Origin of the sequence: Actinomyces naeslundii, assembly GCF_001956585.1 — a bacterium.
GTDB lineage: Bacteria > Actinomycetota > Actinomycetes > Actinomycetales > Actinomycetaceae > Actinomyces > Actinomyces naeslundii.
This window is the reverse complement of the sequence record NZ_MSRR01000042.1, coordinates 1-13,441: the sequence shown is the minus strand read 5'-3', so window position 1 is coordinate 13,441 and position 13,441 is coordinate 1. Positions and strand designations below refer to the sequence as shown.

The window sequence follows — 13,441 nt, the reverse complement described above, 5'->3', positions numbered from 1 at the left end:
TTCCGGGGCCGACGCCGTCGAGATGAGCGAGCCGGTAGCGCTCCCCGCCTGTCCGGTGAGTCCGGTCAGTCCAGGTAGTCGCGCAGGACCTGGCTGCGCGAGGGGTGGCGCAGCTTGGACATGGTCTTGGACTCGATCTGGCGGATGCGCTCGCGGGTGACCCCGTAGACCTTGCCGATCTCGTCGAGAGTCTTGGGCTGACCGTCGGTCAGACCGAAGCGCATGGAGACCACGCCGGCCTCGCGCTCGGAGAGGGTGTCCAGCACGGCGTGGAGCTGCTCCTGGAGGAGGGTGAAGCTCACCGCGTCGGCCGGGACCACGGCCTCGGAGTCCTCAATGAGGTCACCGAACTCGGAGTCCCCGTCCTCGCCCAGGGGCGTGTGCAGGGAGATCGGCTCGCGCCCGTACTTCTGGACCTCGACCACCTTCTCCGGGGTCATGTCCAGCTCGACGGCCAGCTCCTCCGGAGTGGGCTCGCGCCCCAGGTCCTGGAGCATCTGGCGCTGCACGCGGGCGAGCTTGTTGATGACCTCGACCATGTGCACCGGGATGCGGATGGTGCGGGCCTGGTCCGCCATGGCGCGGGTGATGGCCTGGCGGATCCACCAGGTGGCGTAGGTGGAGAACTTGAAGCCCTTGGTGTAGTCGAACTTCTCCACGGCGCGGATCAGACCCAGGTTCCCCTCCTGGATGAGGTCCAGGAAGAGCATGCCGCGGCCCGTGTAGCGCTTGGCCAGGGAGACCACCAGTCGCAGGTTGGCCTCCAGCAGGTGGTTCTTGGCCCTCTGGCCGTCCTGAGCCACCCAGTGCAGCTCGCGGCGCAGCTTGGCCGGCAGGTCGTTGCCCTCCTCGGCCAGACGGTGCTCGGCGTAGAGGCCGGCCTCGATGCGCTTGGCGAGCTCGACCTCCTGCTCGGCGTTCAGCAGCGCGACCTTACCGATCTGCTTGAGGTAGTCCTTGACCGGGTCCGCGGTGGCACCGGCGGTGACGACCCGCTGTGCGGGCTCGTCGCCCTCATCGGAGTCGGAGACGGTGAAGGAGCCGTCCTTGTCCTGGGACTTGCCGCGCTTGCCGGACTTCTTGGAGGCGGCCTTTTCCGCCTCCTCCCGGCGCATGCGCTCAAGCTCACCGGTCAGGGCCGCGATGGAGGGCTGCATCTTGATGCCCTTGATGACCCATCCGCGGAAGATGTAGCCATTCTGGGCCAGGTAGTCGCGCGCGACCATGGGGGCGGAGTCGCCGATGACGAAGCGGGGCACCGGGCCGTGGCCGTAGGGCGCCAGGGTGATGGGCTCCTCCAGGGTGCCGTGGCCGGCGATCTCCAGGTTCTCCACGATCGTGCGCGAGCGCACGAAGAGCGTCGCTCCCGGGGCCAGCCGAACGCCCTTGAGCGAGGCCGGGGTGTTGAAGGGGCTGCGCTTGGAGCCGTCGCCGTTCTCCTCCAGACTCACGTCCAGGTAGTAGTCGCGCAGCTCAGGGGCGGGGCCGTCGTCCTCCTGGACAGACTGTGCCTCGGAGTCGTCGTCCTCCTGGCCCTCATCCTCATCGGAGTCCTCGTCGTCATCCTCGTCGGAGTCGTCGAAGTCCTCATCGTCGTAGTCGGAGTCGTCGGTGTCGTCGTCTCCTTCGTCGTCTCCTTCGTCGTCGAGGTCGAAGTCCTCGTCGTCGAGCGCGGTCTCGTCGACGTCGTCAGTGAGCTCGGCGCTGGAGCGCGTCACTGTGGAAGAAGCCACGGAGTTCCTTTCGCGTGGGCGGGCGGACAGCCGGCGGCGGGGTATGGGGACCCGTCCCGGCACAGCAGACAACCCCAGAATTGTAGCGTTTATTCCCCAGCAGCTCCGCACCAGCGACTTAGCGTCACCTAATCTTCGCGGTGGCAGGCTTCCCGTGGCGGCGAAGTCACCGTTGACGGCACGCCCGCCCTCCTCGGCCTCCTGCGTCTACCCTGGCCGTCATGAGCACTCTGCCTGCAGCCCTGAGCCGAGTCCGCCCCGCCGTCGAGCACCGGCTGGAGGAGGTTCTAAGCGGCTGCCGCCGGCGCTGGGAGGACCTGGGCCAGGCCGCACCTGAGCTGCTCGACGCCGCCGGGAGCATCCTCGGCGGAGGCAAGCGCATGCGGGCCGTACTGGGCGCGGTCGGCTGTGCGCTCCTGACCGCCCCGGAGCGCAGGGCCGAGCGTCTCACGAGTTCCGACGCCGTCGGCCTGGGAACTGCGCTCGAGTTCTACCAGGCCAGCGCCCTGATTCACGACGACCTCATGGACGGAGCCGATACCCGCCGGGGTCTGCCCGCGGCGCACCGCTTCTTCGCCCGGGATCACGACGCCCGTGGCTGGCTGGGGCCCTCGCAGACCTTCGGGGCCAACGGAGCCATCCTGCTCGGCGACCTCCTGCTGTCCTTGGCGGGCGAGGAGATGAGCGCCCTGGCGCGGACTCACACCTCCTGCGAGCCCGCGGACAAGGCCCTGTGGCGCGCCCGGGCGGCCTTCGATGCCATGACCACCGAGGTGGCCCTGGGCCAGTTCCTGGACGTGCGCAGCGAGAACCTGCCACTGCCCTGGGGCCAGGAACCCGCGGTCGCGGCCAGGCACATGCACGACGACGCCCTGTCGGTCGTGCGCCACAAGTCCGCCCGCTACTCGGTGCGCCACCCGCTGCTCATCGGCGCTCTTCTGGCCGGGCTGGATCCGAGCAGCCCCACCGCCGAGCACCTGGCGGCCTTCGGCGAGGAGATCGGCATCGCCTTCCAGCTGCGCGACGACGAGCTCGGCGTCTTCGGCTCGCCCCAGGTCACCGGCAAGCCGGCCGGAGACGACCTGCGCGAGGGCAAGCGCACAGTGCTGCTGGCCCTGACCTGGGGGCGCTGCGACGACGCCGGCCGCCTGCTGCTCGGCAGCGTCCTGGCCAACGCCGAGGCCACGCCGGAGCAGATCACCGAGGCGGCGGCGCTGATCGAGGGCTGCGGCGCGCGCGCCGCCCACGAGGAGATCATCACCACGCACCGTGATTCCGGGCGAGAGGCGCTGGAACGGCTCAGGAACGAGGGCGTCGTGAGTACCGCATCGCTGGAGGACCTGGCGGCCCTGGCAGACCTTCTGACGCACCGGAGCTCCTGACATAGCAGACGAAACGAGCGGTGTCCGCCAGGTGGGCAGGACTACCCGTCTGAGCCGGGGAGCGGCTGTCGCAGCGCCATCGGCACCGTAGAATCGCACCGTGGTCACAGATCCCCTCATCGGTCGACTGGTCGACTCTCGCTACGAGATCGTCGACCGCCTTGCGCGCGGTGGCATGGCCACCGTCTACCGTGCTCACGACCGTCGTCTGGACCGGACAGTGGCGCTCAAGCTCATGCATGTCCATCTGGCCGACTCCCCCGACTTCGTCTCGCGCTTCCGTCGTGAGGCCCGGGCGGCGGCCCGCCTGTCCAACCCGGGCGTGGTGGCCGTCTACGACCAGGGCAGCCTCGACGGGGTGGCCTACCTCGTCATGGAGTACGTCGAGGGGCCCACGCTGCGCGACCTCATCGCGGCGGGGCCGCTGTCGGTCAAGGAGGCCCTAGGGCTCGTGGCCCAACTGCTGCGCCCGCTCGGAGCGGCGCACCGGGCCGGGCTGGTGCACCGCGACATCAAGCCGGAGAACGTCCTGCTGCCCTCGGACGGCTCGGTGGCCAAGGTGGCCGACTTCGGTCTGGCCCGGGCGGTCACGGAGGTCACGCAGACGACGACGGGCAACGTGCTGGGCACGGTCGCCTACCTGGCGCCCGAGCTCATCACCTCGGGGGACTCCACCTCGCGCGCCGACGTCTTCTCCGCCGGGGTGGTTCTCTACGAGCTCCTGACCGGTGAGCAGCCCTTCACCGCGGACTCCCCCATCCAGATCGCCTTCCGTAACGTCCACGAGGACGTGCCCCTGCCCTCCAAGCTGGTGCCCGACATGCCAGCCGACGTCGACGAGCTCGTGGCCACCATGACGCGCCGCGAGCCGCAGGACCGTCCCGCCGACGCCGACGAGGCGCTGGCGCTGCTGCGCAACGTCGTCGACGAGCTCACCGACTCCGAGCTGTCCGTGCGCCGTGGCGGCGGGACCGGCTCGATCCGGACCCAGCAGGTCATGACGGCCAACGCCCAGGCCGCCCGCTCCGCCATCGACAACGAGCCCCAGGAGAGTGAGGACGAGGCCTCAAGCGAGGACTCCACGCACGCCGGCATGCGCACGGTCTCCCTTCCCATCGGTTCCATCGGACCGGACGCCAAGGGCCGGACGCGGGCGCTGTCGCGCAAGGCTGTGGCGGCCGACGCCCAGAGGACGACCGCCGTCCCCACCCGGGGGCGGGGCCCGGGCGACCTCAAGCGGCGCACCGCCATCATCGTCGGGCTGCTGGCCGTGGCGGGCACCGGGGCCGGCGCCACCTGGTACCTGACGGTGGGGCCGGGACGGCGGGTGCCCGTGCCCAATATCGTCGGCATGTCTGAGGACCAGGCGCAGCTCGCCCTGGAGAAGCAGGGACTCGACTGGGGAACGCCGACGCGGGCCTACTCCGACACGGTCCCGGCCGGAAGCGTCGTCTCCTGCCAGCCGAAGGTCGGTCAGAAGGTGGGGCTCGGTCAGGCCGTCACCGCCGTCATCTCCCGGGGCGTGGAGACCAAGACCGTTCCCGACGTCGTCGGCAAGACCAAGGACCAGGCCAGTGCCGTGATCAAGGGGGCGGGGCTGACCCTGGGGGACGTCACCGAGCAGTACTCGGCCAGCGTCGACTCGGGCAAGGTCATCTCATCGGATCCCAAGGCCGGCAAGGTCATTGAGCACACCGCGAAGATCTCGATCGTGGTCTCCAAGGGCAAGGAGCCGGCCACGATCCCCGACGTGACCGGCCAGAGCGAGGACGAGGCCAAGAAGACCCTGGAGGACGCCGGGCTCAAGAAGGGCAAGGTCAGCAAGGACTACTCCGACTCCGTGGCCAAGGGGAACGTCATCGCCTCCTCCCCCATCGCCGGGGCATCGGGCTACTACAAGGGCGACTCGGTGGACCTGACCATCTCCAAGGGACCGGAGAAGGTGACGATCCCCGACGTGACCGGCAAGGGCCAGGACGAGGCCAAGAAGACCCTCGAGGAGGCCGGGCTCAAGGTGGAGGTCAACAAGCGCCTGGGCGGCCCCTTCGGGACCGTGCGCTCCACCGACCCCGCACCGGGCTCCAGCGTCAAGCCGGACTCCAAAGTCACCATCAACATCTTCTGACGGCGGTGGCCCGGCCCGGTGTAGTCCGGACCGGGCCACGCCTCGCCGAGCCGACGGCGGGTTCCCAGAGTGGCATTCAGCCCTTGAGCATCTCGGCGATCTCGAAGGCGACCTCGAGGGACTGCTGGTGGTTGAGGCGCGGGTCGACGAGGGTCTCGTAGTGCTCGGCCAGGCCGGCCTCGTCGATGTGCTCGCCTCCGCCGAGAACCTCGGTGACGTCGTCGCCGGTGAGCTCGACGTGGATGCCGCCCGGGGCGGTGCCCAGGGAGCGGTGGACCTCGAAGAAGCCGCGGATCTCATCGAGGATCGTCTCGAAACGGCGGGTCTTGTAGCCGTTGTCCGAGGTGATGGTGTTGCCGTGCATGGGGTCGGTGATCCAGGTGGCGGGGCGACCGTCGGCGCGCACCGCCTCGACCAGCGTCGGCAGGGACTCGCGGATACGGCCCGCACCCATGCGGGTGATGAGGGACAGGCGTCCGGGGACGCCGTCGGGGTTGAGCCGGTCCATGAGCCGGAGCACGTCGTCGGGGGACGTGGTGGGGCCGACCTTGACGCCCACGGGGTTGTGGACGCCGGCGAGGATGGCCACGTGGGCGCCCTCGGCCTCGCGGGTGCGCTCCCCCACCCAGAGCATGTGGGCGGAGGTGTCGTAGAGGCGCCCGGTGCGGGAGTCCTCGCGGATCATGGCGTCCTCGTACTCCAGGAGGAGGGCCTCGTGGGCGGCGTAGAAGTCGACCTGGCGCAGGGCGTCGAAGTCGACGCCGGCGGCCTCCATGAAGCGCATGGCCCGGTCGATCTCCTCGGCGAAGGACTCGAAGCGCTTGTAGGCGGGGTTGGCGGTGAAACCGCGGTTCCAGGAGTGGACCTCACGCAGGTCCGCATAGCCACCCATCGTGAAGGCGCGGATGAGGTTGAGGGTGGTGCCCGAGCGCAGGTAGGCGTCCAGCATGCGTGTGGGGTCGGGGATGCGGGACTCGGGGGTGAACTCGTGGCCGTTGACGGAGTCGCCGCGGAAGGAGGGCAGGGTGACATCGCCGCGGGTCTCGGTGTCCGAGCTGCGGGGCTTGGCGTACTGGCCGGCCATACGGCCGACCTTGACCACGGGCATGGAGGCGCCATAGGTCAGGACCGCGGCCATCTGAAGGATGGTCTGGACCTTGAGGCGGATGTTGTCGGCCGTGTTGTGGGCGAAGGACTCGGCGCAGTCCCCGCCCATGAGGACGAAGGCGTTTCCGGCGCTGGCCTGGGCGATGAGGTCACGTAGGGAGTCAACCTCTCCGGCGAAGACGAGCGGGGGCCGGCGGCGCAGGTCCGCCACGACGCCGGCCAGCGCCGTCTCATCGGGGTAGGCGGGCTGCTGGAGGGCAGGCAGATGGCGCCATGCGGAGGCCTGGGCGTCCGTACGGGCGGCAGAGAGCTCGTTCATCACGCCCGTCAGCATAAGCCAGTCGGGTTATTGCCAGGCGTCAGCGCCGCATCGCGAAACGCGAGGGGACGCTCACACCTTCACCATAAATACCCCCTAAGAAAGATCCATTTCACCATATTTTCTAGGGCTACGAATCCCTCGATCTAGAAACCGATTTTCCGCAAGCCGAGGAGCAATCTCAGACTGCAACCAATCACCATCAATTGAAGCATGCTCGAGTAACCCATCGAGAGCAACTAGAACACAATATACCGATCTTGGATCGAACTTACCATACTTGCGCTCTATCCGCTTTTTAATCCGCTTCTTCCCCTTCCTATTTCCAGAAAGCGCTGGAGCATCAATCACAGAATGATTCCAGATTCTCGCATTGTGGGCAATGCGATTGCGCAGATAGACGAACGATCGAATCTGGCCAGGAAGAATCGCTTTCGATATATTTAGCGAGCCAGCAATATCGTCAAGCACTCCGGAACCAGCGGAAGCTTCGACACAGCGAGACAAGGTGCCGAAAGACAGCACCTCGACCGCCACCCACACCGGAAGATCATGGTACGCGGCGATAGTGAAGACCCCATTGTCCACTTCGCCGTTATCGCGGTAACGGCCGACGAAAGCCTCTTTACTCCGATTAAGGTCTCGTAGAACATGGTCGCTGACATCTGGGCCGCTTGAAGATCCGGGAGAAGCAAGCCCCTCACCTTGAACAAGATTCCACCCCGACCCCACACACTTCCCGTAGGAGTGTGAAAATCTAGTTCGAATTAGGATCTCAACTCGCCTTATCGCAGCGAAAATGACGTCCGCAACTTCACACTCCTTGCGATAAATATTTTCAATGGTTTCTAAATTAATGCCATCGAGGAACTGATCATCACCATACTTCGGATTTTTCTGCCAGTAACGGAAGTAGCCCGAAAAACGATAGTAGCTGACCTCAGAAAGGAAGGACTCACAAGCATAGGTGTCAGAAACAACAAGGCCTCGTTCTTGAAGTCGAGAAACTTGCTCCTGGTAACTCAGCCATTTTTTAGCCATACCTGCTCCAAAAAAGGCCCCGGCCTAGTCTGCCTCTCGAGGAGGCCTGGCCGGGGGGCGATTAACTTAATCCTAGCAGGAAAGGAGTCTCATGTCATGTACACATACCCCAAAACTTGGCCTCGACATTGGATAGTTACACGTCATGTTGAACACCCACTGCGGGGTTGGCGATATGACGAACATCACCAACCCCGCAGTGGGTGTGTAACCCAATACCGACTCGAGTTCAGGCTCAGCCTCAGTGCTCGGGAGCGGCCTCGGCGGGCTCGACCTTCTGGCCCAGGTCGGCCATGAGGTCGGTGAACCACTGCTGGGTGATGTCGAAGGGCTTGGCGCCGGCGATGCGCGGGAAGGCGATCGCGGTGAGCTCGTCGTTGTTCTCCTCGTCCTGGCCGATGACACCGGACTCGCCGCGCAGGGCGCAGTCGACGGCCAGGTCGCACATCTTCTTGATGAGGGCGAGGTCCTCGGCGTTGGCGTGGGCGGCGCGCGAGTAGTAGCCGGACTTCTGGACCATGACCTTCTCAGCGCCGATGAGCTCGGCGAACTGCTTGGCGAACCACTGGCCGGGGTTGATGGTGTCGAGCTTGACGTGGCCGAAGGGGTCGCGCTGGACCTCCTGGCCGGCGGCCTCCATTTCCGCGATGATCTCGGGGACGCCGGCGCCCTCGGACAGGAAGATGTTGACGTTGCCCTGCTCATCCATGATGGCCTTGAGGCGCTCGGCCTCAGCGGCGATATCGAGCTTCATCTCGGGGACGAAGACAGCGTGGACGTCCCAGCGCTCCTTGGTCAGGCCGAGGGAGGGGGCCCACTGCTTGGTCTGGAGCAGGTCGTGGTAGCGGCGGGCGGTCTCGGCGGTGAGGTAGCCGCAGTTGCGGCCCATGCACTCGTGGACGATGAGCATGCGGGGGTTGGAGCGGTGCTCGCCGATGACGTTGAAGGCGAAGCCGGCGCCCTCGTCGGCCGCGGTCCAGGCTCCCAGGGACTGGCGGATCGGGACGACGTCGTTGTCGATGGTCTTGGGCAGGCCGACAACGGTGAGCTCGTAGTCGTTCTCGTGGAGGTAGGCGGCCAGGTCGGCAGCGGTGGTGTTGGTGTCGTCGCCACCGATGGTGTGCAGGACGTCGACGCCGTCCTTGCGCAGCTGCTCGGCGGCGAACTCCAGGGGGTTGACGCCCTCCTCGACGAGGCCGCGCTCGACGAGGTTCTTGGCGTTGGTGAGCTTGACGCGGGAGTTGCCGATCGGGGACCCGCCGAAGTCGCGCAGGATGCCTGCGTTCTTGCGGCCCTCGTCGTCGATGACGATGTAGTTGCCGGTGAGCAGGCCGTGGTAGCCGTACTGGTAGGCGATGATCTCGACCTCGGGAGCGACCTGCGTGTAGCGCTCGATGAGGTCGCCGACGGCGGCGGACAGACAGGGGGCGAAACCGCCAGCGGTGAGCAGGGCGACGCGACGAATCGACATCGGGAACCTTTCGGGTTGTGGGTACTCGGGGTCAGCGCCCCGGCCGGATCGGGCGGCACGTGCCGCACCGGGCGTCAGTCTACGTGCCATCGGCGGCAGCTGACAGGGACCGAGACCACGGATTCAGGATGCCGGGAAAATCGCTCAACGGCAGCCGCCCCTATTCGACGCCGGGCTCGGCCTCGTCGTCGGAGGCTCTGTCCTTCTTCTTGTCCTTGCCGCTCTTGTCCTCGGGCGGCTCGGGCACGGAGACCTCGGGGGCGGGGCGGCCACCGGGCGCGGCCACGGGAGCGACCGAGGGACGGGCCTGCGCCTGAGCGGCAAGCATCTCGGTGACAACCTCGTCGGCGGTCCTCTTCTCCGAGTCCATGGCCTTCTTGACGTCGGCGGCATAGAGGTCCACGTACTCCTGACCGGAGAGTGCCATGAGCGCGTACATGATCTCGTCGGTGATGGAGCGCAGCACGAAACGGTCGTTCTCCAGGCCCTTGTAGCGGGAGAAGTCCAGCGGCTCGCCGATGACGATGCCCACGCGGTGGCGGGTGGAGGGGATGGACTTGCCGATCGGCTGGGCCAGGTTGGAGCCGATCATCGCCACGGGCACCACGGGGGCGCCGGTGGCCAGGGCGATGCGGGCCACGCCGGTCTTGCCGCGGTAGAGGCGCCCGTCGGGGCTGCGCGTGCCCTCGGGGTAGATGCCGAAGAGCTGCCCCGAGCGCAGGCGGTCGATGCCGGCCTGGAGCGCCGCCTGGGAGGCCTTGCCGCCGGAGCGGTCCACGGGAATCGTGCCCACGGTCTTCATGAAGTTCTTCACCGCCCAGCCCTTGACGCCCTTGCCGGTGAAGTAGTCAGCCTTGCCGATGAAGGCGACCTCGCGGTCCACCAGCAGCGGCAGGAAGAAGGAGTCGATGACCGCCAGGTGGTTGGAGGCCAGGATCGCCGCGCCCTCGGTGGGAATGTTCTCCTCACCGCGGATCCAGGGCTGATAGAGCATCTCCAGGGCCGGGCCGACTGTTGCCTTGATGGGTCCGTATCCCACGCGGGGCCTCCTGTGAACTGCTGACTGGGCGGCCACCACACGGTCCTGCACCATCGGAGACGGACGGCACCGGAGCCGGCGGCGCCGCTCGGGTATGGGGATGATTCTAGGGTGCTTCCCACCTTGCTCGCACCGACTTCCCGACTGGTGAAGACGATGCGTGTCACTGCCATCCTCTAGCCTGCGACCGTGAGCACCGTCGGGACCCAGGTGTCCTTCGCCGACATGGGCACGCCCCTGGAGCGGGCGACCTTCGTCGTGGTGGACCTGGAGACCACCGGCGGAGCGCCAGGCGCTCGCTCTCTCACTGAGATCGGGGCCGTCAAGGTGCGCGGCGGGCAAGTGCTGACGGACTTCTCCACCCTGGTCAACCCCGGAGTCGCCATCCCCGCCCAGATCACCATGCTCACCGGCATCACGAACGCCATGGTGGCCGGCGCCCCCGGCGTGCGCACTTGCGTGGAGGCCTTCCTGACCTGGGCGGACCTGCCGGCCGACGACGTCGTCCTCGTGGCCCACAACGCCCGCTTCGACGTCGGTCACCTGCGCGGCGCTGCGGCGGCCCTGGGCCTGGAGTGGCCCGAGCCCCGCGTGCTGGACACGCTGGCGCTGGCCCGCAAGGCGTGGACCCGCAGCGAGGTGCCCAACCACAAGCTGGGGACGCTGGCCGCCTTCGTGGGCTCCCGGACCCGCCCCACACACCGGGCCCTGGACGACGCGCGCGCCACCGTGGACGTCCTGCACGCGGCCCTGGAGGTCATGGCGCCGCTCGGCGTCACGCACCTGGAGGACCTGACCACCGCCTCCGACCCGGTCCCGGCCAGGCGCCGCGCCAAGAGCCGCCTGGCCGACTCCCTGCCTAGCGGCCCAGGCGTCTACCAGTTCCGCTCGGCGGCCGACCAGGTGCTCTACGTGGGCAGCGCCGCCGACCTCAAACGTCGGGTGCGCTCCTACTTCACCGCCGCGGAGAAGCGCCGCAAGGTGGCGCAGATGCTGGACACGACGGTGAACGTGCGGCACATTGCCACACCCACGCTCATTGAGGCACGGGTGCGCGAGCTGCGGATGATCGCCGAGCTCGATCCACCGGTCAACCGCCGCTCCCGGGCCCCGCGCCGCCGGCCCTGGCTCCACCTGGCCCAGGGCTCAGGCCCGGGAGCCGAGCCCCGGTTGGCACTCACCACCGTGCTGCCCACGGAGGAGGTCGGTCGCGCGATCGGGCCTTTCGCCTCGCGCAGCCGAGGCCAGGAGGCCCTGCGCGCCGCCGAGTCGGTGCTGCGACTGCGCCACTGGGACGGCCACGAGATGCGCCGAGTGCGCCGCGAGGACGTCCCGGCCGAGCCGGCCGAGGCGCTGACCGCCTTGTCGGGCGAGGTCGACCTCGTGGCCGATCCCCTGCTGGAGCGCATCGCAGCACTGTCCCAGGCCGAGCGCTACGAGGAGGCCGGGGCCTGGACGAGCCGCCTGCGCAGTCTGCTGCGCGCGGTGGCGCGCGCCGAGCGGGTACGGCCGCTGCTGATCTGCCCGCATCTCATGGCGGCTCGCCGGCGCGAGGTCGGCGGCTGGGAGCTGGTGGTGGTGCGCTGGGGCGTACTGGCCGGCTCCATGACGACCGCGCCGGGGGCCGACCCACGTCCCGCCGTCGAGCTGCTGCGCGCCAGCGCCCGGGTCGTCGAGAGACCGGGCCGCGTCGGTGAGGTGGCGAGTATCGAGGAGACGAGCCTGCTAGCCGACTGGGTCCTGGACGACGGCGCCCGCATCGTCGAGGTCGACGGCGATCCCTCGGTACTCGCGTGGCCGATCGGCTCAGCCGCCCGCCATCGCAAGGTCCTCGCCTCCGAGGACTGACGGCGCCACGCGTGAGCCAACCACCGCCGCGTGGCCGACGTCCGGCTCAGCCGGCGGGGGTGACGGTGCCGCGGCGGGCGGTGAGGGCCTTGGCGACACCCTCCTGGAGGCTCAGCGGGTCCAGGGGGCGGGGCACGACGACCTCGGCCTTGGCCCAGGCGGCCAGCCAGTCATCCTGGGGCCGGGCGGTCAGCAGCACAACGGCAGGGCGCTCGTCGAGCTCGGTGAACAGCTCGTGGGCCAGCCCCATACCGCCGAGCTTCTTGGCCTCGGCGTCCAGGACGAGAGCGTCGAAGGGCGGCTGGTCCTTCTTCTCGCGGTCCTTGATGGCCATGCGCACGCCCTCGGCGGTGGCCGCCTCGGTCCAAGTCACCAGCGGCAGCCCCTTGGCCGGTCTGCGCCCGACGCCATCGATGACATCCTGACGCACGGTGGCGTCGTCGGAGAAGACGAGGAGCTCGAGGAGGGTGGAAGCAGCCTGGTCGGTCATGGAGGATCCTTCGTGGACGGGTGCGGACGGCGGTGTTTCCGCGGTCAGTGTAATCACACAGAGGCTCACTATCCCTCTTCCAGCCTCCGCGTCTAGCATGAGCCATGTTCAGGACTTCAGTCCTAACGCCCCTGCTGAGACGGGACTGAAGCCAACCTCACCCACCGAAAGGCAGTCCTTGATGGCCGTGTACACCCTTCCCGAGCTCCCCTACGACTACGCCGCCCTGGAGCCCCACATCTCCGGCAAGATCATGGAGCTCCACCACGACAAGCACCACGCCGCCTACGTCGCCGGCGCCAACGCCGCCCTGGAGGCCCTGACCGCCGCCCGTGACGCCGGCGATCTGGGTGCCATCAACCTGTGGGAGAAGAACCTCGCCTTCAACCTGGGCGGCCACACCAACCACTCCATCTTCTGGAAGAACCTCTCCCCCAATGGCGGCGGCCAGCCTGAGGGCGAGCTCGCCGAGGCCATCAAGGACTCCTTCGGCTCCTTCGAGAAGTTCCAGGCCCAGTTCACCGCCACCGCCCTGGGCATCCAGGGCTCGGGCTGGGCCGTGCTCGCCTACGACTCCATCTCCGGCGGGCTCGTCATCTTCCAGCTCTTCGACCAGCAGGCCAACGTGCCCGTGGGCACCATCCCGCTGTTCATGGTGGACATGTGGGAGCACGCCTTCTACCTCGACTACCTCAACGTCAAGGCCGACTACGTCAAGGCCGTCTGGAACATCGCCAACTGGCAGGACGTCGCCGAGCGTCTGGCCGACGCCGTCGCCAGGACCCAGGGCCTCATCGTCCGCTGAGGCTCATCCCCGGAACAGCGCGAGAATGGCTGTGGCCGCACCCCTTGAGGGGGGCGGCCACAGCCATATCTGGCGCTGCCA

10 protein-coding genes are annotated in these 13,441 nt (G+C 67.9%); 4 read left to right on the top strand and 6 right to left on the bottom strand.

The window, feature by feature from the left end; all coding sequences use genetic code 11:
• Positions 1–65 precede the first annotated feature (65 nt).
• Positions 66–1,733, bottom strand: a complete 1,668-nt coding sequence (locus BKH33_RS14315; RefSeq protein WP_003780440.1) for an RNA polymerase sigma factor — start codon at positions 1,731–1,733, stop codon at positions 66–68.
• A 221-nt stretch (positions 1,734–1,954) separates the two neighbouring features.
• On the opposite strand from BKH33_RS14315, the gene BKH33_RS13280 reads away from it, so the two are divergent.
• Positions 1,955–3,115, top strand: coding sequence for a polyprenyl synthetase family protein (locus BKH33_RS13280; protein WP_003780414.1), 1,161 nt, complete (start codon positions 1,955–1,957; stop codon positions 3,113–3,115).
• Positions 3,116–3,215: 100 nt separating this feature from the next.
• Positions 3,216–5,240 (top strand): Stk1 family PASTA domain-containing Ser/Thr kinase, encoded by a 2,025-nt coding sequence (gene pknB / locus BKH33_RS13275; protein WP_003780416.1) that lies wholly within the window; start codon positions 3,216–3,218, stop codon positions 5,238–5,240.
• Between the two features lie 76 nt (positions 5,241–5,316).
• On the opposite strand, the gene BKH33_RS13270 is transcribed toward pknB, so the two are convergent.
• From BKH33_RS13270 to BKH33_RS13255, 4 genes are all read right to left on the bottom strand, one after another.
• Positions 5,317–6,666: a class II 3-deoxy-7-phosphoheptulonate synthase gene (locus tag BKH33_RS13270; RefSeq protein WP_232621559.1), complete on the bottom strand. Its 1,350-nt coding sequence runs from the start codon at positions 6,664–6,666 to the stop codon at positions 5,317–5,319.
• Positions 6,667–6,762: 96 nt separating this feature from the next.
• Positions 6,763–7,707, bottom strand: coding sequence for an Abi family protein (locus BKH33_RS13265; protein ID WP_003780425.1), 945 nt, complete (start codon positions 7,705–7,707; stop codon positions 6,763–6,765).
• Between the two features lie 241 nt (positions 7,708–7,948).
• Positions 7,949–9,178, bottom strand: a complete 1,230-nt coding sequence (locus BKH33_RS13260; protein WP_003780483.1) for a pyrophosphate--fructose-6-phosphate 1-phosphotransferase — start codon at positions 9,176–9,178, stop codon at positions 7,949–7,951.
• Positions 9,179–9,338: 160 nt separating this feature from the next.
• The gene (locus tag BKH33_RS13255; protein WP_003780434.1) at positions 9,339–10,217 is read right to left on the bottom strand and encodes a lysophospholipid acyltransferase family protein; all 879 of its coding nucleotides are present in this window, start codon (positions 10,215–10,217) and stop codon (positions 9,339–9,341) included.
• Between the two features lie 189 nt (positions 10,218–10,406).
• Here BKH33_RS13255 and BKH33_RS13250 point away from each other — a divergent pair, with 189 nt between their 5' ends.
• Positions 10,407–12,065, top strand: a complete 1,659-nt coding sequence (locus BKH33_RS13250) for a DEDD exonuclease domain-containing protein (protein ID WP_256700284.1) — start codon at positions 10,407–10,409, stop codon at positions 12,063–12,065.
• Between the two features lie 46 nt (positions 12,066–12,111).
• Here the strand turns inward: BKH33_RS13250 and BKH33_RS13245 are convergent, their stop codons facing one another.
• A complete protein-coding gene (locus BKH33_RS13245) occupies positions 12,112–12,555 on the bottom strand; it encodes a hypothetical protein (RefSeq protein WP_003780413.1) in 444 nt (147 codons plus the stop codon).
• A 181-nt stretch (positions 12,556–12,736) separates the two neighbouring features.
• Here BKH33_RS13245 and BKH33_RS13240 point away from each other — a divergent pair, with 181 nt between their 5' ends.
• Positions 12,737–13,360, top strand: a complete 624-nt coding sequence (locus BKH33_RS13240; RefSeq protein ID WP_003780409.1) for a superoxide dismutase — start codon at positions 12,737–12,739, stop codon at positions 13,358–13,360.
• The last annotated feature ends 81 nt before the right edge of the window (positions 13,361–13,441 follow it).

Coding starts and splice junctions, on each gene's coding strand:
- BKH33_RS13260 (WP_003780483.1), bottom strand. CDS start 9,178: ATGTCGATTCGTCGCGTCGCCCTGCTCACCGCTGGCGGTTTCGCCCCC.
- BKH33_RS13245 (WP_003780413.1), bottom strand. CDS start 12,555: ATGACCGACCAGGCTGCTTCCACCCTCCTCGAGCTCCTCGTCTTCTCC.
- BKH33_RS13240 (WP_003780409.1), top strand. CDS start 12,737: ATGGCCGTGTACACCCTTCCCGAGCTCCCCTACGACTACGCCGCCCTG.
- BKH33_RS13270 (WP_232621559.1), bottom strand. CDS start 6,666: ATGAACGAGCTCTCTGCCGCCCGTACGGACGCCCAGGCCTCCGCATGG.
- BKH33_RS13280 (WP_003780414.1), top strand. CDS start 1,955: ATGAGCACTCTGCCTGCAGCCCTGAGCCGAGTCCGCCCCGCCGTCGAG.
- BKH33_RS13265 (WP_003780425.1), bottom strand. CDS start 7,707: ATGGCTAAAAAATGGCTGAGTTACCAGGAGCAAGTTTCTCGACTTCAA.